The 25,546-nt window shown below is 66.1% G+C and carries 36 protein-coding genes and 3 tRNA genes; 21 read left to right on the top strand and 18 right to left on the bottom strand.

Features of this window, described 5'->3' with window-relative positions:
* Position 1 precedes the first annotated feature (1 nt).
* The 3 genes from ABDC78_RS17915 (at position 2) to ABDC78_RS17925 (ending at position 1,456) form a co-directional block, all read left to right on the top strand.
* Positions 2–373, top strand: a complete 372-nt coding sequence (locus tag ABDC78_RS17915; RefSeq protein WP_178359598.1) for a hypothetical protein — start codon at positions 2–4, stop codon at positions 371–373.
* Between the two features lie 69 nt (positions 374–442).
* A complete protein-coding gene (locus tag ABDC78_RS17920; protein ID WP_178359599.1) occupies positions 443–1,108 on the top strand; it encodes a Fic family protein in 666 nt (221 codons plus the stop codon).
* A gap of 120 nt (positions 1,109–1,228) precedes the next feature.
* Positions 1,229–1,456, top strand: a complete 228-nt coding sequence (locus ABDC78_RS17925; RefSeq protein WP_178359600.1) for a ribbon-helix-helix protein, CopG family — start codon at positions 1,229–1,231, stop codon at positions 1,454–1,456.
* Between the two features lie 100 nt (positions 1,457–1,556).
* On the opposite strand, the gene ABDC78_RS17930 is transcribed toward ABDC78_RS17925, so the two are convergent.
* The 4 genes from ABDC78_RS17930 to ABDC78_RS17945 form a co-directional block, all read right to left on the bottom strand.
* Positions 1,557–1,727, bottom strand: a complete 171-nt coding sequence (locus ABDC78_RS17930; RefSeq protein WP_178359601.1) for a hypothetical protein — start codon at positions 1,725–1,727, stop codon at positions 1,557–1,559.
* A gap of 125 nt (positions 1,728–1,852) precedes the next feature.
* Entirely contained in the window at positions 1,853–2,242 is a 390-nt protein-coding gene (locus ABDC78_RS17935; RefSeq protein WP_178359602.1) for a VOC family protein, read from the bottom strand.
* Positions 2,243–2,298: 56 nt separating this feature from the next.
* Positions 2,299–2,550: a MazF family transcriptional regulator gene (locus tag ABDC78_RS17940; protein WP_317161269.1), complete on the bottom strand. Its 252-nt coding sequence runs from the start codon at positions 2,548–2,550 to the stop codon at positions 2,299–2,301.
* A gap of 47 nt (positions 2,551–2,597) precedes the next feature.
* The gene (locus ABDC78_RS17945) at positions 2,598–2,828 is read right to left on the bottom strand and encodes a hypothetical protein (protein ID WP_178359604.1); all 231 of its coding nucleotides are present in this window, start codon (positions 2,826–2,828) and stop codon (positions 2,598–2,600) included.
* Positions 2,829–3,012: 184 nt separating this feature from the next.
* Here ABDC78_RS17945 and ABDC78_RS17950 point away from each other — a divergent pair, with 184 nt between their 5' ends.
* The gene (locus ABDC78_RS17950; protein WP_178359605.1) at positions 3,013–3,588 is read left to right on the top strand and encodes a recombinase family protein; all 576 of its coding nucleotides are present in this window, start codon (positions 3,013–3,015) and stop codon (positions 3,586–3,588) included.
* Positions 3,589–3,665: 77 nt separating this feature from the next.
* On the opposite strand, the gene ABDC78_RS17955 is transcribed toward ABDC78_RS17950, so the two are convergent.
* Positions 3,666–4,385: a DUF3800 domain-containing protein gene (locus ABDC78_RS17955; protein WP_178359606.1), complete on the bottom strand. Its 720-nt coding sequence runs from the start codon at positions 4,383–4,385 to the stop codon at positions 3,666–3,668.
* 151 nt (positions 4,386–4,536) lie between these two features.
* Here ABDC78_RS17955 and ABDC78_RS17960 point away from each other — a divergent pair, with 151 nt between their 5' ends.
* The 4 genes from ABDC78_RS17960 to ABDC78_RS17975 all read left to right on the top strand — a co-directional run bounded on the left by ABDC78_RS17960 (position 4,537) and on the right by ABDC78_RS17975 (position 6,184).
* On the top strand, positions 4,537–5,319 hold the full coding sequence (locus tag ABDC78_RS17960; protein WP_178359607.1) for an AAA family ATPase: 783 nt from the start codon (positions 4,537–4,539) through the stop codon (positions 5,317–5,319).
* Positions 5,316–5,624, top strand: coding sequence for a hypothetical protein (locus ABDC78_RS17965; protein WP_137145757.1), 309 nt, complete (start codon positions 5,316–5,318; stop codon positions 5,622–5,624). Before ABDC78_RS17960 ends, ABDC78_RS17965 begins: the two co-directional genes overlap by 4 nt.
* 105 nt (positions 5,625–5,729) lie before the next feature.
* Entirely contained in the window at positions 5,730–5,954 is a 225-nt protein-coding gene (locus tag ABDC78_RS17970; RefSeq protein ID WP_178359608.1) for a hypothetical protein, read from the top strand.
* Positions 5,955–6,007: 53 nt separating this feature from the next.
* Positions 6,008–6,184, top strand: coding sequence for a hypothetical protein (locus tag ABDC78_RS17975; RefSeq protein WP_347133126.1), 177 nt, complete (start codon positions 6,008–6,010; stop codon positions 6,182–6,184).
* A 45-nt stretch (positions 6,185–6,229) separates the two neighbouring features.
* Here the strand turns inward: ABDC78_RS17975 and ABDC78_RS17980 are convergent, their stop codons facing one another.
* Both ABDC78_RS17980 and ABDC78_RS17985 read right to left on the bottom strand, forming a co-directional pair.
* Entirely contained in the window at positions 6,230–6,724 is a 495-nt protein-coding gene (locus ABDC78_RS17980) for a nitroreductase family deazaflavin-dependent oxidoreductase (RefSeq protein WP_178360617.1), read from the bottom strand.
* A gap of 9 nt (positions 6,725–6,733) precedes the next feature.
* Positions 6,734–8,140: a PLP-dependent aminotransferase family protein gene (locus tag ABDC78_RS17985; protein WP_178360618.1), complete on the bottom strand. Its 1,407-nt coding sequence runs from the start codon at positions 8,138–8,140 to the stop codon at positions 6,734–6,736.
* A 49-nt stretch (positions 8,141–8,189) separates the two neighbouring features.
* On the opposite strand from ABDC78_RS17985, the gene ABDC78_RS17990 reads away from it, so the two are divergent.
* Together ABDC78_RS17990 and ABDC78_RS17995 are read left to right on the top strand one after the other, a co-directional pair.
* Entirely contained in the window at positions 8,190–8,651 is a 462-nt protein-coding gene (locus tag ABDC78_RS17990; RefSeq protein WP_178360619.1) for a carboxymuconolactone decarboxylase family protein, read from the top strand.
* Positions 8,652–8,671: 20 nt separating this feature from the next.
* Positions 8,672–9,436 (top strand): phosphotransferase, encoded by a 765-nt coding sequence (locus tag ABDC78_RS17995; RefSeq protein ID WP_178360620.1) that lies wholly within the window; start codon positions 8,672–8,674, stop codon positions 9,434–9,436.
* Here the strand turns inward: ABDC78_RS17995 and ABDC78_RS18000 are convergent.
* Positions 9,433–9,774, bottom strand: coding sequence for a zf-TFIIB domain-containing protein (locus ABDC78_RS18000; RefSeq protein WP_178360621.1), 342 nt, complete (start codon positions 9,772–9,774; stop codon positions 9,433–9,435). The two genes, ABDC78_RS17995 and ABDC78_RS18000, sit on opposite strands and share 4 nt — an antisense overlap.
* Before the next feature lie 79 nt (positions 9,775–9,853).
* Between ABDC78_RS18000 and ABDC78_RS18005 the strand changes: the two genes are divergently transcribed.
* The gene (locus ABDC78_RS18005; protein WP_178360688.1) at positions 9,854–10,285 is read left to right on the top strand and encodes a pyridoxamine 5'-phosphate oxidase family protein; all 432 of its coding nucleotides are present in this window, start codon (positions 9,854–9,856) and stop codon (positions 10,283–10,285) included.
* On the opposite strand, the gene ABDC78_RS18010 is transcribed toward ABDC78_RS18005, so the two are convergent.
* From ABDC78_RS18010 to ABDC78_RS18025, 4 genes are read right to left on the bottom strand one after another with little or no spacing between them, the layout of a single operon-like run.
* A complete protein-coding gene (locus tag ABDC78_RS18010; RefSeq protein WP_178360622.1) occupies positions 10,273–11,103 on the bottom strand; it encodes an ABC transporter permease in 831 nt (276 codons plus the stop codon). The genes ABDC78_RS18005 and ABDC78_RS18010 overlap by 13 nt on opposite strands.
* Positions 11,100–12,023 carry a glycosyltransferase family 2 protein gene (locus ABDC78_RS18015; RefSeq protein WP_178360623.1) on the bottom strand — a complete coding sequence of 308 codons (924 nt, stop codon included), beginning with the start codon at positions 12,021–12,023 and terminating at the stop codon, positions 11,100–11,102. Before ABDC78_RS18015 ends, ABDC78_RS18010 begins: the two co-directional genes overlap by 4 nt.
* Positions 12,016–12,801 (bottom strand): ABC transporter ATP-binding protein, encoded by a 786-nt coding sequence (locus ABDC78_RS18020; RefSeq protein WP_347133517.1) that lies wholly within the window; start codon positions 12,799–12,801, stop codon positions 12,016–12,018. Before ABDC78_RS18020 ends, ABDC78_RS18015 begins: the two co-directional genes overlap by 8 nt.
* A gap of 37 nt (positions 12,802–12,838) precedes the next feature.
* The gene (locus tag ABDC78_RS18025) at positions 12,839–13,354 is read right to left on the bottom strand and encodes a bacterial proteasome activator family protein (RefSeq protein WP_178360625.1); all 516 of its coding nucleotides are present in this window, start codon (positions 13,352–13,354) and stop codon (positions 12,839–12,841) included.
* A gap of 356 nt (positions 13,355–13,710) precedes the next feature.
* Here ABDC78_RS18025 and ABDC78_RS18030 point away from each other — a divergent pair, with 356 nt between their 5' ends.
* Complete coding sequence (locus ABDC78_RS18030; protein WP_178360626.1) at positions 13,711–14,907, top strand: cysteine desulfurase-like protein; 1,197 nt, start codon at positions 13,711–13,713, stop codon at positions 14,905–14,907.
* Positions 14,908–14,922: 15 nt separating this feature from the next.
* Here ABDC78_RS18030 and ABDC78_RS18035 read toward each other — a convergent pair whose 3' ends face one another.
* Positions 14,923–15,897, bottom strand: a complete 975-nt coding sequence (locus ABDC78_RS18035) for an NAD(P)H-quinone oxidoreductase (protein WP_178360627.1) — start codon at positions 15,895–15,897, stop codon at positions 14,923–14,925.
* A gap of 78 nt (positions 15,898–15,975) precedes the next feature.
* Here ABDC78_RS18035 and ABDC78_RS18040 point away from each other — a divergent pair, with 78 nt between their 5' ends.
* Positions 15,976–16,488 (top strand): MarR family transcriptional regulator, encoded by a 513-nt coding sequence (locus tag ABDC78_RS18040; RefSeq protein WP_178360628.1) that lies wholly within the window; start codon positions 15,976–15,978, stop codon positions 16,486–16,488.
* Between the two features lie 10 nt (positions 16,489–16,498).
* Positions 16,499–16,585 (top strand) — tRNA-Ser (locus ABDC78_RS18045).
* Positions 16,586–16,597: 12 nt separating this feature from the next.
* On the opposite strand, the gene ABDC78_RS18050 is transcribed toward ABDC78_RS18045, so the two are convergent.
* From ABDC78_RS18050 to hisC, 4 genes are read right to left on the bottom strand one after another with little or no spacing between them, the layout of a single operon-like run.
* On the bottom strand, positions 16,598–17,422 hold the full coding sequence (locus tag ABDC78_RS18050; protein WP_178360629.1) for a crotonase/enoyl-CoA hydratase family protein: 825 nt from the start codon (positions 17,420–17,422) through the stop codon (positions 16,598–16,600).
* Between the two features lie 26 nt (positions 17,423–17,448).
* A complete protein-coding gene (locus tag ABDC78_RS18055; protein ID WP_178360630.1) occupies positions 17,449–17,892 on the bottom strand; it encodes a hypothetical protein in 444 nt (147 codons plus the stop codon).
* An 18-nt stretch (positions 17,893–17,910) separates the two neighbouring features.
* Positions 17,911–18,423 (bottom strand): DUF4334 domain-containing protein, encoded by a 513-nt coding sequence (locus tag ABDC78_RS18060; protein ID WP_178360631.1) that lies wholly within the window; start codon positions 18,421–18,423, stop codon positions 17,911–17,913.
* Positions 18,420–19,487 carry a histidinol-phosphate transaminase gene (hisC, locus tag ABDC78_RS18065; RefSeq protein ID WP_178360632.1) on the bottom strand — a complete coding sequence of 356 codons (1,068 nt, stop codon included), beginning with the start codon at positions 19,485–19,487 and terminating at the stop codon, positions 18,420–18,422. Before hisC ends, ABDC78_RS18060 begins: the two co-directional genes overlap by 4 nt.
* A gap of 83 nt (positions 19,488–19,570) precedes the next feature.
* On the opposite strand from hisC, the gene ABDC78_RS18070 reads away from it, so the two are divergent.
* From ABDC78_RS18070 to ABDC78_RS18100, 7 genes are all read left to right on the top strand, one after another.
* A tRNA-Ser gene (locus tag ABDC78_RS18070) sits at positions 19,571–19,659 on the top strand.
* Between the two features lie 52 nt (positions 19,660–19,711).
* Positions 19,712–19,787: transfer RNA gene (locus ABDC78_RS18075), tRNA-Arg, on the top strand.
* A gap of 13 nt (positions 19,788–19,800) precedes the next feature.
* Positions 19,801–20,373, top strand: coding sequence for a DUF664 domain-containing protein (locus tag ABDC78_RS18080; RefSeq protein ID WP_178360633.1), 573 nt, complete (start codon positions 19,801–19,803; stop codon positions 20,371–20,373).
* Between the two features lie 125 nt (positions 20,374–20,498).
* Entirely contained in the window at positions 20,499–22,160 is a 1,662-nt protein-coding gene (locus ABDC78_RS18085) for an FAD-dependent oxidoreductase (RefSeq protein ID WP_178360634.1), read from the top strand.
* Positions 22,161–22,197: 37 nt separating this feature from the next.
* On the top strand, positions 22,198–22,701 hold the full coding sequence (locus tag ABDC78_RS18090; protein ID WP_178360635.1) for a metallophosphoesterase: 504 nt from the start codon (positions 22,198–22,200) through the stop codon (positions 22,699–22,701).
* On the top strand, positions 22,694–23,110 hold the full coding sequence (locus ABDC78_RS18095; RefSeq protein ID WP_178360636.1) for an MmcQ/YjbR family DNA-binding protein: 417 nt from the start codon (positions 22,694–22,696) through the stop codon (positions 23,108–23,110). Before ABDC78_RS18090 ends, ABDC78_RS18095 begins: the two co-directional genes overlap by 8 nt.
* 82 nt (positions 23,111–23,192) lie before the next feature.
* On the top strand, positions 23,193–24,950 hold the full coding sequence (locus tag ABDC78_RS18100) for an HNH endonuclease signature motif containing protein (RefSeq protein WP_256736274.1): 1,758 nt from the start codon (positions 23,193–23,195) through the stop codon (positions 24,948–24,950).
* On the opposite strand, the gene ABDC78_RS18105 is transcribed toward ABDC78_RS18100, so the two are convergent.
* Positions 24,951–25,499: a cupin domain-containing protein gene (locus tag ABDC78_RS18105; RefSeq protein WP_178360637.1), complete on the bottom strand. Its 549-nt coding sequence runs from the start codon at positions 25,497–25,499 to the stop codon at positions 24,951–24,953.
* Positions 25,500–25,546 lie beyond the last annotated feature (47 nt).

Here is a 25,546-nt window from a genome sequence, read left to right on the forward strand (position 1 = left end):
CATGGCCGCAGTACCACCTTCGGGAGGCTCCGGGGACCGTATTAAGGTCGATCCGATCGCCCTGCCCGCATCAGGTGCGACCACCGGCGCCGAGGCTGCGGCGGTCGCCGCAGGCGGTGCGGCCGGGGCTGCCCAGGGTGTCGGCGGCTTGGCAGGTGCGGCTGCACAGCCTGACGGGGTTTCGCTGGCCATCAACGCCGTCACCAGCACGTGGCCTGCCCAGGATGGCACGTTTCTGGCTGACCTGAGTCGAGCGGGCAGCGCCGTTGCCAGCGGGGACGTGGCCAGCGCAGCGCAGCTGGAAGCCCAGGACACCGAGAATGCGGCAGGCATCGTGGCCGTCGCGCCGGGTGCGGCGACTGCCAGCGTGTAGGTCCGCCAGAGCGCCCGCCCCTGGGCTTTTGCTTGAATAGCACACCGACTGCGACCGGGAAGGGTGACCGTGGACGCGCTTACCCTCTCAGATCTTGCGGAGGTGGTGTATTCCGCGGGCAAGGTTTTCGACGGTCTATCTGTCAGCCGACGCGACACCGAGAATTTCCTGCGGTCCGGCAGCCTTGAGGGCGTCGCATCGCGGGCCGATCTTGCGCTTCTCGAGGATCTGCGCGACGCGGCGCAGTTCGTCATCGACCACGCCGCCGGCGATCCGCTCGACGCCGGTTTCGTCCGGGCCGTCAACGCCACTCTCACCCGCAGCGGTGCACTGCATCCAGGCCAACTGCGCACCCAGGAACAGGCCATCGGGGTAAGCACGGCCTACGGTCGCCACACCCCCGCCGCCCTGTCCGAGGACGGACTGCAAGCGGTGCTCGACAGTGCGACGCGCAGCGCACAGGTCCACGAGAACGCGCTCGCCCTCTTCGTGGACCTGGCCAAGTCGCAGCCTTTTGAGGATGGCAACAAACGCACCGCCGTGTTCGTGGCCAACAGCCTGCTCATCGGTTCCGGCGCAGGCATCCTCCTGACGATCCCCGTCAATGACAACGACCCCGGAGTGGCCAGAACATTCAACGACCTCCTAGCGAGGGCCTACATCTACGGCGAGCATGAGGCGGTGAAGACGTTGCTACGCAGTCGACTTCGTTCGAATCCGGACTGTCAACGATAAGCCGCGGTGATGGCTGGTTCTGGACGTGGATTGAGGTGCGGCCAGGGACGCGTGATTCGAGGGCACATGCCCTGGCAGCTACATCATCCAAGTATCGACCATTAGTTAGAATGGTCGGTTGTGGCGAAAGACAAGGTCTCGGTGACGTTGGACCGCGCAGTTCTGGCGGCAGCAGATGCGGATGCGCAGGCAACGGGCTTGAACCGATCGGAATTGTTAGAACAGGCCCTGCGACACGAACATCTTCGGATCGCCCTCCAGAACCACACCGCGGAAACAGTCCCGACTCTCGGCATCGACGGTTACGCGCAGAAGGTCTACCAAGCGAATCGGGCTGCTGGGCTGTGACCACCTCCGCTGCGCACCCAATGCGCTCGGCCAATGTTCGTCGCCAGGGTGAAGTCCTTTCTACCGCTGAAGGTGAATGTCGCGCGGCGAGTCCACTGGGTCACCCGCCGCGTTGGGGTCGACGCGCGGCCGTCCGCCTGGCGCGGCGGATCAGCTCGCGGCTGGATTCGACTGCAGCGCGCCCGGTTTCGCCGCGAGTGGGATCGATCTCGCGCTCGTCGTTTTCAGCCCAGTCGGCCAGCTTGTTGTAGCGGTCCTGGTCGATGTTCATCGGTCGTCCTCCTGGTCGCCCCTGTCTCGTTTCAAGAGTCTCGTTTCTGAAAAACGAGCCAGATCAGTTCCTGTCTCACCCAGATCAGTTCCTGTCTCACAGAGTGCCCACCGGGAGCGGCGTTGCTAGCCGTCCTGGGCTAGACACAGCGTCACCGGATTGCCATCCGGGTCGACGATGGTCGCGACACGCTCACCCCATGGCATGTCGGCCACGTCGGCCAGGACAGGGATTCCGTCATTGCGCAGATCGGTCACCAATGTGTCCAGATCGTCGACATAGACATACATCTCGAACCGCGGACCCGCGGGCGGCTTTAAACCGTAGCGTTGCGCCGACCAGTCCCAAGACACGATGGCAATCTCACTTGCACCGCGACGCAAGCCGATGTACCCGGGTTCGCTGTCGGAGGGCAGCTCGACGGAGCGTTCGAAGCCCAGTCGCTGCCAGAAATCAGCGCTACGCCTGACATCCGTCGCCGCATAAACGACCGGGAACGCACGCAGGGGAGCCACAGAGTCCAGCCTAGCTAGCTATCGCCGAAAGCTGTCTCGGGACGATCCAGCCGCCGCTATCTGTCCGGTGTGGCCAGGATCTTGAAAAGCATGTTGTTCACATCGGTCAGAGCCTGGACGTCAACGCGGCGAAAGAACTCATCCAGCGCTGACTTGCGCAGGCTGGTTACCAGGCCGGGAGCTGCCCACGCGGTGTCTCCCAACGGCACGCCGAACCCGGTATCTGGATTGTGGTCGAACACCGGCACGACGATTACGGTCGGCTCACTGGGGATCTCGTTGTAGACCGTGGAGGAGATGACGAGCACGTTGATTCCGGTGCCCGTAACCCAAATCTCGCCTCGGCGTGGCGATTTCAACGCTTTGTCAACTCGTCAAGATTTCGGTCGGCCCAGGCCTCGCTGAAGGCGACGGAATCGGGGTGCTCCCGCATCCACTGGTCGTGAGCTTCGCATCTGCGGCGCATGTCCTCAACATCGAGCACGCCCTCGATCCAGGAATTCATCGACGTATGGTCAGCATCTGCGTACCGCTTCACCGCCTCGTAGGCACCGTCGGATAAGCGCAACGTAACAGTCTTAGCCATCACTCGATGATAGCATTTGTTGATAGCACATCGTGACCTTGGCTGGCCTCATATCTAAAGAAACGAGACACCCTCCGAGGCACCACTCCCCCACCGCGTAATGCCAGGTCGCGGTGTCTCATTTCTTGTCTCACACCGCGTGTCTCAGATCCTCAATGCCAGAAGGCAATGAGACGGTAGTGATGTGACGAAGATTCTCGGGTACGCCCGCGTGAGCACCGTGGGCCAAGACCTCGATGCGCAGCTCGTCGCGCTCGCAGGGGCCGGTGTCGGACCGGATCAAGTCTTCACTGACAAACTCTCGGGAGCGGTGAGCACCGACCGGCCTGGGTTGACGGCAATGCTGCACTACGCCCGTGAAGGTGACACCGTCGTTGTCACTGCGATCGATCGTCTGGGCCGCTCCGTCGCCGAAGTGACACGCACTATCGCTGAACTCGGTGAGCGTCGAATCTTGTTGCGCGCCTTGCGTGAAGGCGTGGATACGGGCACTCCGACCGGCCGTGCCGTCGCCGCCATAATGGCAACCCTCGCGGAGCTCGAGCTCGAGCTCGGAAAAGAGCGCCGTGCCGCCTCACGCGAGTCCCGCCGAGCTCGCAGCTTGCCGGCCACCAAACCCCACAGGCTCAGCGCCGACCGCCAAGAGCAACTGCGTCGTCTCGCTGCGACCGGTGAACCGGTCACCGAGCTCGCCGCGGCGTTCGGGATCGGCAGGGCGACTGCGTACCGATATCTCGCACGCGGAGATATCGGTACTTAGCGTCGGTAGTGGGCAATACGCCCGATCCGGTGTATATTCGTGAGTGCAGACCCCCCCACACCTGTGGATAAGGGGGTCTAGCTGTTTCTGGGGGCAAGTTCCTTCGGCTGCCTGTTCGGATCCCGCTCAGCCAGGTATTTCTCGTACCAGTCCCAGGCAAACTCATTCCGCGGGTGGCGGTCGGCGGCCGCATACGCGCTCCAAGCGACCAAGTCGGCCATCTGCACAAGTTGCGACGATTTCGAATCGAGATGGATCGCGTCTTCGATGATGCGCCGTTCATCCAGCTTCAACTGACGGTGCGTGGTCCGGTAACTGCTATCGCTGCCGTCCCCGTCCATCACCACGACACCGAGCGAGTCGGTGGCGGCCAGCTCTTTTTCAAAGCGCATGATCAAATCTCGGTAAAGCTCCCGTTTGGTCGCGGCAAGGCGCGCGGGGTCCCCCTGGCGGTAGACCGACCCCACGACCAGCCCCTCGGCACAGCGCAGTGTGTCCAGGCATTCCACCGCGACCTCGCGGCCGAAGTCTTTCCAGAACTCGATCCCGTTGTGCACGTGCCGGTCAGGGACATTTTTGGAAATCCGGCCGCGGCCGTTCACGTAGTCCGTTGTGTGCAGCTCCTGTTGGATGGCCACCCGGTACTCACGCCACAGCATCTTTCGGCAATCGAGCCAGCACCGGAGCACAGAACCCCAGCGGTCCGGGCTGAACTCAACCCAGCCGTACACGACCATCCCAGACTGGGGGTGTCCAGAGTCGTCTATGTAGATCATCCGATTGAGGTGCCGTGGCATGCCTCAGGATGCTTCCCGATAACCGCAGACCCGACCTATCCGACACGCAGGGACAACGCAATCTAGCTAGCTAGGCGTGCTAGCATAGCTATCTGAGCTATGCTAGCACAGCTAGCCAGCATCGCCAGCCTAACTACGGAGGAAGCGCATCGTGCAACCAAAACGGCACGCCTTGGCCAACCAGAAAGGTGGCGTCGGCAAGACTGCGACGACACTCGGGCTGGCCAGCGCCATCAGTCACCGCGGAGGGCGTGCCCTCATCGTCGACGTGGACCCCCAGGCCAACGCCACCGAAGGCCTCGGTGTGTACACAGAAGATGGGCAACTCACCACCGCTGACCTCATGGATCGCACCGAAGCCGGCTCAGCCATCGATGCCGTCGTGGCCACTGACTGGGACGGCGTCGACCTCATCCCGTCCCACTTGGATCTGTCCAACGCCGAATCCAGCGGCGCTTCCGATCTCGTGTTCCGCCTGGATGTCGCTTTCGAAGGCCTGGACCTCTCGCCGTATGACGCCGTGCTGTTCGACTGCCCACCCAGCCTGGGCAAGCTGCTGTTCGCCGTTCTGCTCACTGTGGACACCGTGTACGCCATCACCGAACCAACGAAAGACTCCGTCAAAGGCGTGACGCGGCTGGAAACCACCGTCCAGAAGGTCAAGTTGCGCCCCAACCCGCGTCTGGAGCTGGCCAAGATCATTATTTCCCGCCGCCAGAACAAAGGCGAACACATCGACCGTGAACGCGAGCTGCGCGAAGCCTACGGCGACCTCGTGGCCCGCACCGTCATACCCGACCTCGGAGCCCGCCAAGACGCCCACAGCGCCGAAGTGCCCATGCACAAATTCAAAGGCGGCCGCGCACTCAGCCTGCAAGTCGCCTACGACGACTTGGCCGACGAACTCGGCATCACCATCGGAGCGCCCGCATGAGCACCACACGCAAACCAGCCATCACCCGCACCACCAGCCACCCAGCCGACACCATCCCCGACCGACCCGCAGTCCCCATCACCGCCGCCCCGCCTGACTCGTCTCAACTCGCATCGTCACCGCAGGCCGGAGGAGCGGCCGAGCGACTGACCGAGCAGCACAACGTCAGAATCCGGCCCTCCACTAAAAACCGCCTCGGAAAAGCCGTCGACAAGCTCCGTTACGAAACCGGCGACCGCACCATCAGCATCGCCTCCATCACCGACCAAGCCCTCGACGCCTACCTCACTCAACACGGCTGCTAGCTAGCTGTGCTATCACAGCTATCACAGCTATCAAAACGCTCTCATCTGGGCAAACAGGCCACAAAGGAGCCCAACATGTCAGACACCCGTCGTACCGTAAGAGTCATGGAAGCGAACACCCCGCCGCAGCCGGGTACCGCCGAGCACTGGGCGGCCTGGCTCGAACGGTACGGCGACGACTACGCCACTCACGACGAACGCCGCGCCGCCTATCAAGACTTCCAATCCAACCTGGCCACCATGCAAGCTGTCTTCTCGCAACCCGGCCAGCTGCACGCCGCCGGATACCTCGCCGCACACGATCGCGTCGCCGAGGGACTGTGGAAATAACGGTGTTTCCGGCACTGACACGCTGAGCGATGCTCGGCGAGAAAGGTGCCGTGATGACGACACTGGAAGATGTGGCGAAGAAGAAGGCGGCCGAGCAGTCCGCAGAGCACGAAGCCGGCGTCACCTCGGTCCGCCAGGGCCAGCCGATCCGCGAATACGTCTGGGACGCCCAGGGCGACGACCAGGTCCGCGAAATCACCGGCCACGTCTACTTCGTCGACGTCAACTAACCCCCCCACCAAAAGGGGCACCTCCTCTGGGAGGTGCCCCTTTCGTCATCCCGAACGCCGAAGTCGGATCAATGGAATCGTGCGCGCGGCGGCCCGCGCCTCGTAATCCCCATACCCGGCGTATTGATCGAGTGCCTTCGTCCAGGCATCCTCGCGCTCGGTGTGATCGGTGATCTCCGATGCGCTGTAGGTTCCGCTGCGGTTCCCGGCGAGTACCTCGACGGTCGGGGTGGCTTTGAGATTGCGGTACCACGCAGGATGACCCGGCCTTCCGTAGTTCGACGCGATCAGGATCAGCGAATCGTCGGCGACGAGGTACAGCAGCGGCAGTGTCCGAGGTAGTCCGGACTTCGCGCCCGTCGTCGTCAGCAGCATCACCGGCGCGGGATAGACGGTGCTGACCCGGCCGCCGGTGATCCGCAGCAGAGGCGGATCGACCCGCGGCGCCACATTTCTGACAAACCAGTACCCGGCCGACGTTCTCGCGAACTTCTCGAGCGTTCGCTCGTAGATGCTCATCGGTCGGCGCGGAGCGGTCATGGATGAACGCTACAACCCGCTGGCACGCAGGACCTCGCATAACGCAGAAACAGCGGGCACAAAGGCGTGCTCGGCGGGCGCGGCGAAGCCGATGATCAGGCCGTCGGTATCAGGCACGTCGACACCCGCGTCCGGATGCCGCATGAGCGAAAGTCCTTGTAATGCAATGCCTGCCTGACCGGCACGACGGATGACCTCCGGCTCGGCGCCGTCGGGCAAGGTCACCAGCGCGTTGACTCCTGCGGCAAGCCCACCGACCCCGACATCGAACGCGGACAGCGTGGAGGTCAGCGTGTCCCTGCGTCGCCGGTACCGCGTCCGCATCCGCCGGATGTGCCGGTCGTAGTAGCCACCGGAGATGAACTCGGCGAGGGTGAGCTGGTCGATGGCGCTGACGGAAAACTGTTGTCCACCAGCTGCTTCCACGACGGGGTCGATCAAGCCCTCGGGCAACACCATCCAGCCCAGGCGCAGCGCCTGCGACAGGCTCTTGCTCGTCGAACCCAGATAGACGACCTTCTCCGGGCGCAGTGCCTGGAGCGCACCGATCGGCTGACGGTCATAGCGGAATTCGCCGTCGTAGTCGTCGTCGAAGATGAAACCATCTGTTCTGCAAGCCCATTCGACAACCGCGGTGCGCCGCGACGAATGCAGTGGCATCCCCAGGGGGTTGTGATGGGCCGGGGTCAACAACACCGCCGTCACATCGAGATCGTCGAGTTCGCCGACGACCGCACCGTCGTCGTCCACGCCGATGGGTACCGTTGTCACACCGCTCGCCGCGATGGCGTCCCGGAACAGGTGGAGTCCGTACGCCTCCACCGCGATCGGTCCACCCACCGCACGTACCAGCAACTCCACACCCTGACGCACCCCCGCGCAGATGACGATCGAATCCGCAGACGCGCGCACGCCCCTCGCCCGCGCCAGGTACTCGGCGAGCGCTTCGCGCAACTCCGGTCGACCGCGCGGATCACCCATCCGCAGCGCTTCGTGAGGCGCGTTGGCCAGCGCCCGTCGCGTGCACGCCACCCAGTCGCTGCGGGGGAACTCCGAGACGTCCGGCGAGCCGGGCATCAGGTTGTGCACGGGGGTGACGCGCACGCCGCGGGGACGCGGTGGTTCGAGCCGATGGGCGGTGCCGACGACCCAGGTGCCCGCGCCCTGACGAGATCCCAGCCAGCCTTCGGCGACGAGTTCGGCGTAGGCGTCGGCGACGGTGTTGCGGGCCACGCCCAGATCGGCTGCCAGGGCGCGGGATGCGGGCAGCATCGTGCCCGGTACGAGGCGGCCGGATCGGGCGGCGTCGCGCAGTCCCGCGATCAGTGCGTCCTTGGTGCCTCGAGCGCCCGGGACGAGTGATCGACCCAGATCGACGTGCAGATCCCGACCCCCCGAATTGGCCCAAGAAACCATCTGCAGATTGAACCATCATCATGGGCTATTCGGAACTAGCGTGGATCCCATGACCCAGACATTCGCCACCCAGGACCGCCTCAAGATCTACAAGGCTTCCCCCGAGCTGTACGACGCGATGATGACGTTGTCGACCGCCGCGGCCAAAGACGTCGACCCCGAGCTCGGGGAGTTGATCAAGATCCGCGCCTCGCAGATCAACCACTGCGCCTTCTGCCTCGACATGCACACCCGCGACGCCCGCAAGCACGGCGTCAGCGAGCAGAAGCTGGATGTTCTCGCGGCCTGGGCAGAGGCGGGCGACCTGTTCACCGAGCGGGAGCGCGCCGCGCTGGCGCTGACCGAGGCGATCACCGAACTCGGCCACGGAGGGGTCTCCGATGACGTCTACGCGCAGGCCGCCGGGGTGTTCTCGGACCGCGAACTGGGACAGGTGATAACCATGGCGGTCACCATCAACGCCTGGAACCGCATCAACGCAGCAGTGCGGACGGCACCACCGCGGCGCTGAGGTGCAATAGCGTCGGGGTCGTGCAGACCCGGTCCGGTGCGCAGATCGACGTCGACGGCGTCGTTGTGCACAAGCTGCACCGGGTCGGGACGGATCCGCGCGCACTCGGACAGCGACTGCGCATCGCCGCGGAATCCGCGTCTTTGCTGGCCCCGATCTCAGTCATTCCCGAAGCCGTCGGGCCTCGCTGGCGGACGAGTTGGCCTGTCGTGGAAACCGTTGTCGCCGAATCGGATTGCTTACCCTGGACTCAGGCGGGGGCACTGCTGGCCGCGCTGCACCACGAACCGGTACCCGGCCCGGCGCCGGTTCACGGCTGGCCGCAGCGTCTCCGTCGAGGCGTCGACTACGTCCGGAAGTCACCCGGATCCGTGAAGCGGGCCGCCGCCGTGCTTCCCGAAGTCGTCTGGCGCGCCGGCTCAGCGGATCGGCCGTCGACGCTGGTTCACGGAGACTGGCATCTCGGGCAGATCGGCCGGCTCGCCTCGGGCGCACCGTGGGTGCTGATCGACGTCGACGACGTCGGTGTCGGTGACCCGGTGTGGGATCTGGCAAGACCGGCCGGTTTCTGGGCCGCGGGCCTGATCCCCGACGACGACTGGACAGCATTCGTCGACGGTTACCGCGGCGCGCGGGGCCCCGCCCTGCCCGACGCGGACCCGTGGGTGGTGCTGGAACCGTTCGCCCGGGCGGCCGTCGTCCACGCCGCCGCGTCCGGGCTCGCCCACGGCGACACCGACGAGGCCCAGCAGATGGTGCTCGCCGCGTGTGAGCGGATGGTCTAGCTGGAGAAGAACAGCCGGCCGAAGCCCTGTTTGCGGTAGTGCTTGTTGCCGCGGTGACCCCAGCCGGGTCCGTAGTTGTCGTACCCGCCGTAGCCTCCGTAGCCCTGCTGCTGCGGCGGCATCGGGGGAGGCGCGGCAGAAGCGAACCGGTTCTCCATCTGTGTCAGCGACTCCAGTTCGCCGATGTCGAGGAAGATGCCGCGGCACGTGTCGCACTGTTCGAGGTGGACCCCGTTGCGCTCGTAGGTCTTCATGACGCCCGAGCACTTCGGGCACAGCAGGGTGTTTCCCGCGCCGGACGACGGCAGGGGCGGCGGCTCATATGGCGGAATGCTCATGAGTTCACAACGGGCGACACCGCGCAGAAGTGCCTTTGGACCCTACGACGCGCAGTCGCGGCCGACGACGATCGTGACCATGGACGCCACCACCGCGCCGGACGCACCGGTCACCGCGCTCACCGAGGACGAGAGCTGGAGTCTGCTGGCCGGAGTTTCGCTGGGCCGGCTGGTGACGACGGTCGGCGGATGGACCGAGATCTTTCCCGTCAACTTCGTCGTGCAGCACAAGACGCTGCTGTTCCGTACGGCCGAAGGGACGAAGCTGCTGACCGCTGTGCTCAACGAGCATGTGGTGTTCGAAGCCGACGACCACGACGTCCGCGAGGGGTGGAGCGTCGTGGTCCGCGGCACCGCACAGTTGCTGTCCACCTCGGCCGACATCGACGACGCCCACTGCGCCGGGCTCTACCCGTGGGTCGCCACCGAGAAGCTGCGGTTCGTGCGCATCACGCCGGAGACGTTGACCGGCCGGCGGTTCGTCTTCGGGCCGGAACCTCAGACCCAGTAGGGGACCCGCGCCCGGTACTGGCGCATCGCCAACGCGGCGAAGATCCAGCCGATGATGGTCAGCGCGATCACCACCAGCCAGTGCCGTAACTCCTGCTCGGCGCCGAGCAGCGGGGCACGGACGATGTCGAGGTAGTGCAGCAGGGGGTTGAGCTCGACGATCCTGGCCCAGTCGCCGGCTCCCTGGCTGCGCAGCGTCGACTCGTTCCAGATGATCGGCGTCATGAAGAACAACAGCTGCACCAGGCTGGCCAGCAGCGGGCCGATGTCGCGGTAGCGGGTGGCCAGAATGCCGAAACACAGTGCCACCCAGACACAATTCAGCGCGATCAGGAACAGCGCCGGGATGAACGTCAGGTCGGTCCATTGCCACGGTTTGGGGAAGATGATCGCGATGATCACGAAGATGATGATGTTGTGCGCGAACAGGATCATCTGCCGCCACACCAGGCGGTAGACATGCACCGACAGCGGCGTGGGGAGCTGCTTGATCAGACCCTCGTTGGCGATGAACACGTCGGACCCCTCGAGGATCGACGCGTTGATCAGGTTCCAGATGATCAGGCCCAGCGTGACGTACGGAAGATGTTCGGACAGTTCGAGCTTGAACAGCACCGAGTACAGCGCGCCCATCGCGACCGCGGTGGTCCCGGTCGCGATGGTGATCCAGAACGGACCCAGCACCGAGCGCCGGTAGCGCTGCTTGATGTCCTGCCAGCCCAGGTGCAACCACAGCTCACGCTTGCCGAAGCCCTCGACGAGGTCGCCCCACGCCCGCCGGAACGTCCTGGACTGCGCGGCGGCATCCATGATCGTCATCTCTTCTTGGTCCCGTCGCTTCGCTCGCCCTGGTGAAACTCTTCCCGTCGGCCCAAGCGCCGCAATCGAATCCACTCCCGCAATCCAGCGGGATCGCGCCGGGTGATGAGAAAGTACCAGCCGAACCGTAGCCACTCCTGGGGCAGCAGCTTGCGCAGGCCGGGTTGGGAGAGCAGGTAACCGCGATTGCGATAGGTGAAGTACCGCTTCGCCGCGTCGTCGGGATACTGGGTGTGCATCCGTCCGCCGAGAATCGGCTTGAATTCCTCAGTGCCGCAAGGGTGTAGGTAGCTGGTCTGCAGGCAGGTGCCGAACGGGAGTCCGGAGCGCACCAGCCTGCGATGCAGCTCCACCTCGTCACCGCGGATGAACAGTCGCAGGTCCGGGACTCCAACCGCCTCGATGGTCGAGGCCCTGAAGAGCGCACCGTTGAACAGCGAGGCGATGCCGGAGAGCAGATCCTCGTGGGCGTCGGAGTGCAACTCGCTGACCAGTCGGCGCCATTTCAGACCGCGCCGCAACGGAAACGCCAGGCGGTCGGGGTGGTCGAGATTGCACACCATCGGGGAGACCTCGGCCAGGCCGTGTCTGTCGGCGCATGCCAGCAGAGTGGCCAGCACTTCGGCATCCTGGGGGCGCCCGTCGTCGTCGGCCAGCCAGACCCAGTCCGCGCCCAGGCTCAGCGCATGGAGCATGCCCAGCGCAAAACCGCCTGCGCCGCCCAGGTTTCGGTGAGATCCCAGGTATGTCGTCGGAATCGGTTGGCCCTCGACCAGATCACGCACGCGGTCGTCGTGATCGTTGTCCACGACGATCAGGTGGTCGGGGCGTCTGCTCTGCGACGAAACCGCGTCGAGTGACTTGGCGAGTTCGTCGGGGCGGCGGTGGGTGACGACCACCGCGATGACAGCCTCACTCATGCGTGTGTGCTGTCTCTTCCAGAACCTCACGCACGTGTCGGGCGGCGTCTTCGCCCTCGTAGGCCCGCACGACGTCCTCGATCTCACCCGACATCCTCACGGTGCCGTGGTCGATCCACATCGCGGTGTTGCACAACCGCGCAAGGAACTCGTTGGAGTGGCTGGCGAAGACGAGGATCCCCGAGCGCTCCACAAGGGCCGCCAACCGGGTCTGGGCCTTCTTCAGGAAGTCGGCGTCCACGGCGCCGATGCCCTCGTCGAGCAGCAGGATCTCCGGGTCGATACTGGTCACCACGCCCATCGCAAGCCGGACCCGCATGCCGGTCGAGTAGGTGCGCAACGGCATCGACAGGTAGTCGCCGAGTTCGGTGAACTCGGCGATCTCGTCGATCTTGGCCATCATCTGTTTGCGGGTCTGCCCGAGGAACAGGCCGCGGATGATGATGTTCTCGAATCCGGAGATCTCCGGGTCCATCCCGACCCCCAGATCGAACACGGGCGCGACGCGGCCCTGGACCGTCGCCACGCCCCGGGTCGGTTCGTAGATGCCCGACAGCAGGCGCAGCAGCGTCGACTTGCCGGCACCGTTGTGTCCGACCAGGCCGACGCGGTCGCCCATCTTGAGCGACAGGGTGATGTCGCGCAACGCCTCGATGACGACGACGTTGGAGTCGTTGCGTCCGATCGCGCCGCCCGCCTTCCCGAGGAAGGCCTTCTTCAGCGAGCGCGACTTGGCGTCGAAGATCGGGAACTCCACCCACGCATTGCGGGTGTCGATCCGTGGTTCTAACGGTTCAGGACTGGCCACACTCGTCTCACAGGTACTGACCGGTGCCGGGGTGCCCCGGACCACTTCGTTGCCCCGGCACGGCCACGCCCGGCGGCAACGCACCCTGGCGCATCTGCTCGAGCTGCTGGCGGGCCGCCATCTGTTGGGCGAACAGCGCCGTCTGGATGCCGTGGAAGAGCCCCTCGAGCCACCCGACCAGCTGCGCCTGGGCGATCCGTAGCTCGGCATCGGAGGGAACCGTGTCCTCGGTGAAGGGCAGCGTCAGCCGCTCCAGCTCGTCGCGCAGTTCGGGGGCCAGCCCCTCCTCCAGCTCGCTGATGCTGGTGCGGTGGATGTCGCGCAGCCGGCCGCGGCTGGCGTCGTCCAGCGGAGCCGCCCGCACTTCCTCCAGCAGCTGCTTGATCATCGTGCCGATCCGCATCACCTTTGCGGGCTGTTCGACGAGGTCGGTCAACGACTTGCCGTCGCCCCGGTCGACGTCCATCGCATCCGGACCGTCGGCGATGATCTCGATGTTGTCGTCGTCGGTGTTGCTTGTCATGTCCCTAGAGTGCCCCAGCATCGCTTTCCGGCTGCGGCGGGGCCACGCACCGGTGGTGGGCGCGGTCCGTGCCGTCGTCTCAGATCTTCTCCCACGACAACGATTTGTCCAGCGATCCCGGCCGTCGTGTCCCGGTCCGCAAACCCCGCTACACGGTGCGACGATTGCCCTGCCCGCTGCCAGCAACGACGCCACAAGTAGGACTCCGAGCCCGCGGCGCACTGGACTAGTATTGCTGCGCAGATGACCCGTTCCGGTTGGGCGCGGGCAGCAAGACGCAAGGTCGGACGTCCGTCGAATCGGTCCGTGTTCGGGCTGGTGAGGCGGAATTCACTGACGCACTAAGGTGGGCTGACATGGCATACGACGTCGCCCGGGTGCGGGGATTGCACCCGTCGTTGGGCGATGGCTGGGTTCATATGGACGCCCAGCACGGCATGTTGCTGCCGGATTCGGTCAGCCGCGCGGTGTCCACCGCATTCCGCGGTTCGATGCCCGATGCGTCCGGTCCGCACCCCTCCGCGAGGCGCAGCGCCGCGGTGCTCGCCGCCGCCCGGCAGGCGGTGGCCGATCTGGTCAACGCAGATCCGGCCGGAGTGGTGCTGGGCGCCGATCGTGCGGTGCTGCTGACGTCGCTGGCCGACGCCGCGTCCGGTCGGGTCGGACTCGGCTACGAGGTGGTGGTGACCCGCCTCGACGACGAGGCCAACATCGCGCCGTGGCTGCGCGCATCGAACCGTTACGGCGCCAAGGTGAAGTGGGCCGAGGTCGACATCGAGACCGGCGAACTGCCGCCCTGGCAGTGGGAGGGCTTGATCACCCGTCCCACCCGATTGGTCGCGATCACCTCTGCCTCTTCGACTTTGGGCACGGTTACCGAGCTGGGCGAGGTCACGAAGTTGGTGCACGAGGTCGGCGGACTGGTCGTCGTCGACCACTCGGCCGCGGCGCCGTACCGGCTCGTCGACATCAACGAGATCGACGCCGACGTCATCGCGGTCAACGCCCTGGCGTGGGGCGGGCCGCCGATCGGAGCGCTGGCCTTCCGCGACCCCTCGATCATCGACGCCTTCGGCTCGGTGTCGCTGGACCCCGAGGCCACCGGGCCGGCCCGGTTGGAGATCGGGTCACATCAGTTCGGGATGCTCGCGGGCGTGGTGGCCAGCATCGAATACCTTGCGAACCTGGACGATTCGGCACAGGGCAGCCGCCGTGAGCGGCTGTCGGTGTCGATGCAGTCCTCAGAGGCGTACCTGGGCGGGCTGTTCGACTACCTGCTGACGTCGCTGCGGTCGCTGCCGACGGTGATGGTCCTCGGCAGCCCCGAGGTGCGGATCCCGGTGCTGAGTTTTGCGATCGACAAGGTACCCGCCGAACGCGTCGTGCAGCGCCTTGCGGACAACGGCGTGCTGGCGATGGCGAACGCCAGTTCGCGCGTTCTGGACCTGATCGGCGTCGACGACATCGGCGGCGCGGTGACCGTCGGGCTGGCGCATTACAGCACCATCGCCGAGGTCGACCAGTTGGTGCGGGCGTTGGCGTCGCTCGGCTGACGCCTTCTGCCAGTGCTAATCGCCTACGCGCAGAAGCACTTTGCCTGACACATCACCCGATGCCAGCAACTCGTGGGCCGCTTGGGCTTCGGCGATCGGGAACTCAGCCCCGATCACCGGCCGGACCAGCCCGTCGGCCACCATCGGCCAGACGTCGTCGACCACCCGGGCCACGATGTCGCTCTTGCCGCCCGGGCCCTCGACCGGGCGGGCGCGCAGTGCGGTGGCGATGACGCCGCCGCGTTTGGCCAGCAGCTTCGCGATGTTCAGCTCTGCCTTGGCTCCTCCCTGCATGCCGATGATGACCAGCCGCCCGTCGTTGGCCAGTGCGTCGACGTTGCGGTCCAGGTAGGCCGCCCCCATGATGTCGAGGATGACGTCGGCTCCACCTGCGCTGCGGACCACGTCGACGAAGTCCTCGTTGTGGTAGTCGATGGTGATCTCGGCGCCCAGTTCCGCACACAGGTCGAGCTTGTTGCGCGAACCTGCGGTGACGGCGACCCGGCAGTTCAGTGCGCGGGCGACCTGGATGGCGTGGGTGCCGATGCCGCTGGCGCCGCCGTGGACGAGCAGAAGCTGCGAGGCGCGCAGCCCCGCGGTCATCACCAGATTCGACCACACAGTGCAGGCGACCTCGGGCAGGGCGGCGGCGTGTGGCAGCTCGACACCATCGGGTAGAGGCATCACCTGACCTGCGGGAACGGCCACATATTCGGCGTAGCCGCCGCCTGCCAGCAAAGCGCAGACCTGTTGCCCCGCAGACCATCGAGTGACGTGTTCGCCGACAGCCTCGATGGTTCCCGACACTTCCAGGCCGATGATCTCGCTGGCGCCGGGCGGGGGTGGATACTTCCCCGCGGCTTGCATGAGGTCGGCGCGGTTCACCCCTGCGGCGGCAACCTTGATGAGGACCTCGCCGATGGCGGGCGCCACGTCCGGGACGGATTGCCAGACGAGTCTGTCGGGGGATTCGGCCACGATCGCACGCATCCCGCAACGCTACTACGCTGCGGAAACGCGTCGCTCTTTCGACCTCCGGTGACGGCACCGCGGCCCTATCATATGCAGATGGAGGGGATCATAGGGGGGCGCACGGCGAGCGAAACGCCGGGCTTGGACATCGCTGAACAACGCGCGTGGCAGAACTTTCTCGACGCCGCGCTGAGAATGTACGCGACCATGAATCGGTCGCTGATCGACGAACACGGTCTGACGCTCAACGACGTACGACTGCTGGATCTTCTGGCCAGATCACCCAACGGGGCGGCCCGCATGGGTGATCTCGCCGAAGCTCTGCTGTCGCTGCCCAGTCGGGTGACGCGCCAGATCCACCGATTGGAGAAGCAGGGGCTCGTCACGCGGGGCGCCAGTCCCGACGACGGTCGCGGAGTCGTCGCCAGCATCACCTCCGAGGGCAGGGAGGCCCTCGGAACGGCGATGCGGACCTACGGCGTGGCAGTACGCACACACTTTCTCGACAAGCTGTCGCGGCCCCAGGTGTCGGCGATGGGGGAGAACTGCCGGCGGATCAGTGTCGGGCTGAAGTCCGGGGCGCCGTCGGCCAAGATCGGTCGCGTTTAGACTGTCCCGCGGTGGCGTGGCAGAGCGGCCTAATGCACTCGCCTTGAAAGCGAGAGTCGGCTAACACCGACCGGGGGTTCAAATCCCTCCGCCACCGCTGTCGCCCGTCTCACTCACCGGTGAAGTCGGGCGCCCGCTTCTCGAACATCGCGGTGATGCCCTCGGTCAGGTCCCGGGACGGTAGGAACGCCGAGTTCCACGCCGCGACGTAGCGCAGGCTGGCCGACACGTCTGCGGTCCGCTGCTCGTCGAGCACGTCCTTGATGCCCTGCACCACCAGCGGTGGGTTCGCGGCGATCTCTGCGGCGGTGGCGCGCGCGGCGGCCAGCGACGACTCGGCGTCGGGGTACACGTCGTTGACCAGTCCGATCTTCTCGGCGCGTGCTGAATCTATGTCCTTGCCCGTCAATGCCAGTTCGCGCAGATGGCCGTCGGACAGCATCAGCGGCAGCCGGGCCAGCGAGCCGACGTCGGCGACGATGGCGAGCTTGACCTCGCGTACCGAGAACTTCGCGTCCGCGCTCGCGTAACGGATGTCGACCGCGGAGATCAGGTCGACGCCACCGCCGATGCACCATCCGTGGACCGACGCGATGGTCGGGGTGCGGCAGTCCGCGACCGCGGTGATGGACTGCTGCATGACCTTGAGTCGCGCATGGAAGTCCGCCCGCGGCTTGGCCAGTGCACCGCCGGCCAGCATCGGTGAGAGCGTGTCACCCATCGCGATCAGGTCGAGGCCGTAGCTGAAGTTGCGGCCCGACCCGGTCAGGACGATCGCCCGCACTTCGGGGTCGGCGTCCAACTCGGCGAAGACCACCGGAAGCTCGGCCCAGAACGCCGGACCCATCGCATTGCCCTTGCCGGGGCCGATCAACGTCACCTGTGCGATGCGGTCGGCGATATCGACGGTCACCGATTCGTATGAGCTGCTCATGGAGCAAAAGGCTAGCCGGGGCTCTGCTAGCCGCCCATCAGGACCTCGCTGACGGTGGCCGTCGGCAGGAACTGACAGGCTGCGTCGGCGAGGATCTGCCCGACGAACTCGCCGTCGGGACCCAGCGGGTTGGCCTCCTGAGCGAGGATCTCCCGGACCACCGCCACCCTGGTGGCCTCGTCGAGCGCGCTGAACTCCTCGCACGTCATCTCGAGTGCGTTCGCCGGAGCGGGAACCTCGGGGACGTCGGTGTTGCGGGTCGGCAGCGGGATGTTGGGGATCTGGATGTCCGGCAGACCCGGGATGGACGGCGTACGGTCCCCGGTCGTCGGCGGCGAGGTGAGCGGCGGACCCGGTTCCGTCGTCTGCGCGACGACACCTTCGGTGGTCTGCTGGCATCCCGTGGCCACGCCGAGAACGATTCCCACACCGACCACGGTGGCTGCCGCCACCCGTACGCGTGTGTTCATCCTGGCCACGATATGCGGCTAGCTCCGTTCGAGGTAAAAGTACAGGTGGCGGGGTGTGCCCGACGAGGTGTCCAGCGCACCCTTGCCGTTCATCAGCCCGATCACCGCGTTGGCGTCGACGACCTTGAAGTGATCGTGCACCGGCTTACCGTCGTAGACCATCGAGGCGACCGACTCGCCTCGGAACTCCTCCATCCACAGGCTGGCCTCGCCGTTCATCGCCTCGGTGTTGGAGAACTTGTTGCCGTCGGCATCAATGCAGACGAGCGGCTTGGCGTCGGCCGCGGAGTGGAACGTCTTGCCGAACCAGTTCAGCCGTTTCATGAACCCGTTGGCCTTGTGCCCGGTCTGGAATTCGCCGCCCTTCCACTCGCCGATCATGAAGTCGATCGTGGCCGGGGCCAGCTTCTCCCAGAACTCGTCGAGCTCGGAGTCGGTGATCTGACCGGTGCGGCCCTTGAGTTCGACGAAGGTGTCGCGTGCGGTGCGTGTCACGGGCGGGCCGAGCGGGGTGGGTGGTGTTGCGGTCATCGGTGCGTCTCCTGTTCGGTGATCCAGCCCCTGGCGAATTCGAGGAAGGCATCGTTCTCATCGGGGGCGGCCACGGTCACCCGCACCCCGTCCTCCCCGTACGGACGCACGATGATGCGGCTGTTCGCGGCGTCCCCGGCGAACTGCTGGGCCCGGCCGACGAGCGGCAGCCACACGAAGTTGGCCTGCGAGGGCGGCACCTCGTAACCGGCCTCGCGCAGGGCCGCGGTGACCCGGGTGCGTTCGGCGACGACGGCGTCGGTGCGCACCATCAACTCGTCGGCGGCATCAAGGCAGGCGATCGCGGCAGCCTGGGAGACGCTCGTGGCGGTGAAGGGCACGTACACCTTGGACAGCGCGGTGATGATGTCCGGATCGCCGACGGCATAGCCGATGCGCAGTCCGGCCAACCCGTATGCCTTCGAAAAAGTGCGCAGCACAACAACATTCGCATGAGCCCGCACAAGTCCGAAGCTGTCGGGCACCAGGTCGTCGCGGATGTACTCGATGTAGGCCTCGTCGAGCACCACCAGGATGTGCGGCGGCACCGCCTCGACGAACCGGCTGAGCGCCCCGGGGTCGACGACGGTGCTGGTCGGGTTGTTCGGGTTGCACACGAAGATCAACCGGGTCCGCTCGGTGATCGCGGCGAGCATCGCGTCCAGGTCGAAGGTGTGATCACGCAGCGGCACCTGCACCGGGGTGGCGCCGGCGGTGCGAACCTGCAGCGGGTAGATCTCGAAACTGCGCCAGCCGAACAGCACCTCGTCGCCGACGGTCGAGGTGATCTGGATCAGTTGCTGGCACAGGCTGACCGACCCGCACCCGACGGAGATGTTCTCCGGTGCGAAGTTCACATGCTTGGCCAGGCGCTCCTTGAGCTCGACGTAGCCGTTGTCGGGATAGCGGTTGATGCCGTCGATCGCCTGTGTGATCGCGGCCCGCACACTGGGCAGCGGGCCGTCGACGGTCTCGTTGCTCGCGATCTTGATCGCGCCCGGCACCGTCTTGCCCGGCGTGTAGGCGGGGATGTCGGCGAGTTCGGGGCGCAGGCGGACGGACACCCGAACAGTTTAGGGCCCGGTCGGATCTGCTTTGCCTCCCGCGGCGGCCCCTGTGTACTCTCATCCAGCGGCGGTAAACGTCGGGAGGCGTGCCAGAGCGGCCGAATGGGACTCACTGCTAATGAGTTGTCCGTCTTAAAGCGGACCGGAGGTTCAAATCCTCTCGCCTCCGCGTAGGACAGCTCGTCGGCTCGCCGGCGTCGAGAACTGAATAGCTTCACCCAGCGCCCGTAGCTCAACGGATAGAGCATCTGACTACGGATCAGAAGGTTAGGGGTTCGAATCCCTTCGGGCGCACCATAACGTTGGTCACATGGCCGACAGCGACACTCCTTGGGAACCGCCGCTCGCGGGCAGCGAGCTCGAGCAGATCGTCGGTGCGCTCGAGCGGCTGCGCACCACGTTCTTGTGGAAGGCCGACGGACTGGACGCGGCGGGTCTGCAGGCGCGCACAGGCGCTTCAGCGCTGACCCTCGGCGGGCTGCTCAAGCACCTCGCATTCAACGAGGACTTCCTGTTCACCCGCAAGCTCACCGGCGACCCAGTCGGGCAGCCGTGGGATGCGCTGTGGGACGACACCGAGGACTGGGAGTTCACCTCGGCGGCAGCGGACACACCAGAGCAGCTGTATACCTTCTGGCATGACGCGGTGCACCGTTCGCGGACCCGACTGGCCGCGGCGTTGGCGCACGGCGGACTCGATCAGATCGTGGCGGTCAGCGACGAGCAGGGAAACCACGCCAACCTTCGCCGGCTGCTGTGCGATCTGATCGAGGAGTACGGCCGACACACCGGGCATGCCGACCTGCTGCGGGAGGCCGTGGACGGCCGGGTCGGTGAGGACCCGCCGTCGGGTTGGCGGCCGGTGTCGCGCGGGTCGACGTAAAGCGTTCTCGCCCAACGACTCCACCGCTCGCCCTGTCTTCATACAGATCGACGCACGTCACCGTCAGCTAGCATCGCAGGGAGAGCGCGCACTGATCGATGCAACTGGACGGGCTGGCGGCCGCTGTGAGCGAAGTTCTCGGCGTGAACAACGCCTACCCGACGCTGGACGCGCAGCAGGTACAGCAGATCCGCCGCTACGGCACCGGAGAATCGGTCGCGGTGGGCGACCTGCTGTTCGAGCCGGGTCAGGCGTACTACGACTTCTTCTATCTCGAGAGCGCCACCGTCGAGGTGGTCGGTTCGGCGGTTTCCGGCGGCGAGGTGCTCATCGACACCGATGGTCCGGGGCGTTTTCTCGGCGAGTTGAACATGCTGACCGGTCAGGAGACGGTTCTCGCAGCCCGGGTCATCGTGGCGGGAGAGGTAGTGCGGGTTCCCGCGGCCCGCTTCCGCGAGCTGATGGACCGGGAAGTCGAACTGTCGGATGTGATCTTTCGCGCTCTGCTCGCGCGGCGGCACATGATGCTCAGCGGGGCCGCGACAGAGAGTGTGCAGCTGATCGGCAGTGGGCTGTCGGGCGACACGTTGGCCATCCGCAGGTGGCTGGCCCGTTGCGAGATCCCCTACACCTGGAATGACGTCGAAACCGACGACGCCGAATCGATGTTGGCGTCCCATGGATTCACGTCGGCGGATCTGCCGGTACTGGTGACCCCGACCCGCACGGTGCGCGCCGCGACAGCCGCGACGGTCTCGCAAGCCCTCGGGATGGCAGGGTCGATTCGCAGCGATGCCAGCACCCGGGTGTGTGATGTCGTCATCGTGGGCGGAGGGCCGGCGGGTCTGGCGAGTGCGGTATATGCCGCCTCCGAGGGCCTCGACACGGTCTTGCTCGAGGCGACCACGATCGGCGGCCAGGCCGCGGCCAGTTCGCGCATCGAGAATTACCTCGGGTTCACCTCGGGCATCTCCGGCGCCGACCTCACCGGCCGCGCGATGATCCAGTCGCAGAAATTCGGTGCCGAACTGCTGAGTCCGGCCGCTGCGGTGGGGATCGTCGACGACGGTCCGCACCTGGCAGTCGAACTGGCCGACGGTGCGGTGATGAAGACCCGCACCATCGTCATCGCCACCGGTGCGGCCTACAGCACCCTGCCTCTGCCGAGGTGGCATGAGTTCGAAGGTGCGGGGATTTTCTACGCCGCCACACAACTGGAGGTCGACGCCTGCGGCGCTGACCCGGTCGCCGTCGTCGGCGGTGCCAATTCTGCTGGGCAAGCCGCATTACACTTGGCCGCCAACGGCTCTCGCGTCGACCTGATCGTGCGTGGCAGCACTTTACGCAAGGACATGTCGAGTTACCTTGCCGACCGGATCGACGAACATCCGGCGATCACGACGCGACTGTGCAGCGAGGTGACGGCGCTCCATGGAGACACCTATCTCGAGGCGATCTCGATCACTGACAGCTCCCGACGCGAACTCGCGCCGCAATCGTGCCGCGGCCTGTTCTGCTTCATCGGTGCACGACCTGCAACCCAGTGGTGTGGTGGCGTCGCCCTGGATGCCAAAGGATTCATCCTCACCGACTCGGCGCTGCCCGATGCCGTACTGAGCGGCGGTACGTGGCAGTCACTGAGCCGGCGGCCGCGCCCGTTCGAGACGTCGCTTCCCGGCGTGTTCGCGGTGGGTGACGTGCACGCGGGTTCGATGAAGCGGGTGGCCGCCGCGGTCGGCGAGGGCGCCAGCGCGGCGCGGTCGATTCATCAGACGCTCGCACGCTGACGGTCCCACCTCGGCCGGACCTCCTAATGTGGGGGATGTGCGCCTGCTGCTGATCGCTGACACGCACGTCCCCACGAGGGCGCGTGATCTGCCCGCTGTCGTCTGGGACGAGGTGGTTGCCGCGGACGTGGTGATCCACGCCGGTGATTGGATGGCGCCGGCCCTGCTCGACGCGCTGGAGGCGCAGGCCCGGCGGCTGGTGGCGTGTTGGGGCAACAACGACGGCGACGAACTGCGGCGCCGGCTTCCCGAACGCGCCGACGTGGTGCTGGGCGGTCTGCGATTCACCGTGACCCACGAGACCGGTGCGTCGGCCGGGCGCGACGAACGGATGGCGAAGGCGTATCCCGACACCGATGTGCTGGTGTTCGGCCACAGCCACATCCCGTGGGATGGAACCGCGAAATCTGGCCTGCGACTGCTGAATCCGGGTTCGCCGACCGACCGCCGCCGTCAGCCGCACTGCACGTACATGACCGCCACGGTGGCGGGCGGCGAGTTGACCGACGTCGAACTGCACCGGTTGCAACGTGATGCGTGACCGACCCGCCACCGAGGCCGACGTGCACGAGATCGCGGCGTCCATGCCGCACGTGACCCGGGTCGAGGGCCCCAAGGCGGGCAACTCGATCTACCAGGTCGGCGGCAAGTCGTTCGTGTTCTTCCGCACGCCGCGTCCGGACGCCGTCGATCCCGATACCGGCGAGAAGTACCCGGACGTCATCGTGGTCTGGGTGGAATCCGAGGCCGACAAGCGCGCGCTGGTGCAGGATCCGAAGTCACCGTTCTTCAGCACCGCGCACTTCGACGGGCACCTGTCGGTGCTGGTGCGTGCCAGCAGGATCGGCGAGGTCGGTGTCAGTGAACTACGGGAACTGATTCAGGACGCATGGCTCGCCCAGGCCTCGAAGCGACGCGCGGAACGCTGGTTGGCCGAACACGGCAGCTAGGGGTTATCCCCAATCGCTGATTGATCCCCAGGTTGGTCCTGGGTTGTGGTGGTGGGGTGCCGGTGCGACAAGAATCGAAAGAATGTTCGATAGTCAGCTCGCCGCCGTGGCCGCGGTCCGTACCCCGGGTGATGGGGTGCGGGCGTGCGCGCAACTGGAGAACGCGGCGTGCGCGGCCCGATTGCGGTTCATGGCCGATCTGCTCGAGCAGGCTTATGCCGCCGCCGGCTCGGCCGATAGGGAGCAATGGCGCCTGGACAATTGGGGCTCAGTCTGCGCCCAGATCGGGGCCGCGCACTCGGTGACAAGCGGGATCGCCAACGGCCTTCTTCTCGATGCGGTGGTACTGCGGGAACGGTTACCGAAGGTGGCCGCGGTGTTCGCGACTGGCCGCATCGCCTACCGGCTGGTGCACCAGATCTGCGCGCGAACCCTCCTGGTCCAAGACGCGGCAGCGCTGCGATCCATCGACGCCGAGCTGGCCGAATTGGTCGCGTCGGCAGGGGCGATGTCGGTCGATCAGGCCCAGAAGGCCATCGACGCGCTGATCCTGACGCACGACCGGTACGCGGTGCGACGCACTCAGACCGCAAGCCGCGGGCATCGCGTCGATGTTCACATCGATGACGCGTCTGGTTCTGCCCGGGTGGATGCCGACTTGGCGGCGACCGATGCGGTGGCTCTCGATCGGCGGCTGGACGCGTTGGCGGCCACGGTGTGTGAGCGCGATCCCCGCACCGCAGATCAACGCCGCGCTGCGGCGCTGGGAGCGGTGGGCTTTGGCTGGGACCGGCTGCCGTGTCTGTGCGAAAGCCCCGACTGCGAGGCCACGGCCATCCCGCCGGTAGGGGGGATCGTCATTCACCTCATCGCCCACTCCGACGCCCTCGCCACCACCGGGGACGATCCCGAGCTTCCGCCCGAAGACGGTCCTGGGCCGCCGGATGAAGATGCCCCTCCGCCACCGCCCGACCCGGGCACCGACGGCGCCCACGGCGACTTGCCCGACGAGCTCGTCGATGGACTCGACGAGGATACAGTGGAAGCCGAATCCGGTTCGGCTACAGCCGAATCAGGCTCCGACCCTGAGCCTGAGCCTGAGCCCGAACCCGCGCCTATGGGGGATCTGGGCGTGCAGCGCCGCGGGTTAGTGGGTGAGTTACCGGAGCTGCTCCCCATGCCTTGGTATTCCTATACTTGGGCCGGGTTGACCGAGGCGATCCAGGCCGACCGCGGCGAGTACTGTCCGGCACGGCCCGGGGTGATCCTCGGCGGCCCAGTCTTACCCGCACCCGTCATCGCCCAGGTCGCGATGTGCGCCACCGTGGCTCTGCTGATCCAGCCCGGCCCGGCACCCCCGGAATCCCACTACCGACCATCGAAGAAACTCGCAGAGTTCGTGCGGTGTCGAGACCTGACCTGCCGCTTCCCCGGCTGCACCCGACCGGCGACCATCGCCGATCTCGACCACACCGTCCCCTACCCCTGGGGGCCCACTGCAGCGTCGAATCTGGCCTGCCTATGCCGCGAACACCACCTGCTGAAGACGTTCTGGCCCGGCTGGACCTCCCGCCAGCTAAGCGACGCGACCCTGATATGGACCGACCCCGAAGGCCACACCTACACCACCTACCCCGGCAGCAGGCTGCTGTTCCCGGAATTGTGCACGCCCACAGCCGACGTGACCACCACCGGCGCCCCGCCACCGAAACACACCGCCGGCCTGACCATGCCCAAACGCGACACCACCCGCGCCCAAGCACGCCAACACCGCATCGACGCCGAACGTCAACAGAACATCGAATGGCTGGAACTCCAGCAGTCGATACCGCCGACCTAGCTACGCACGCCTGACATTGTCGTGGGCGGCCCCGCACACGAACAGTGCCAGTCGGGCCGGCGTGTCCCCCGGATTCTTCCAGCGGTGCCTGGTGCCGTTCTGGACGACGGTGTCTCCCGGATGCAGCGTCACCTCGGCGCCGTCGTCGAGTTCGAGCACCACAGTGCCCTCCAGCACCACTTCGAAGTCGATGGTGTCGGTGGTGTGCATGCCGGGGTCGTCGAGTTCCATGTAGGCCAGCAGGCCGGGGAGTTTCTGCTCCCCGTCGGCCACCGCATCTTCGGTGCTGAGGTTGTCTGTCCTGGCCTCTGCGGTGCCCGGCGGCAGCGTGAACATCGAGAACCGGAATCCACCGATCGGCGGAAAGTAGCTGTGCCAGTTCGGCATCGATCCGTCGTCGGGGAAGCGTGGGGTTTCGTCCCCGCCCCACAGCAGGGTGAATTCGGAGCCGGGCAACAGCACCGGTTTGCGCGGAGCGACGGCCTCGTCGCTGACGAACACGGACTTGCCGGACGCATCGTGTCCGGTGACCACTCGGCGTACATCCATATCGTCAGTCAACCATCGGGGGCGGGGGCTGCGTGGCAATCTGGATA

It is taken from the genome of Mycobacterium sp. DL, from assembly GCF_039729195.1.
GTDB lineage: Bacteria > Actinomycetota > Actinomycetes > Mycobacteriales > Mycobacteriaceae > Mycobacterium > Mycobacterium hippocampi_A.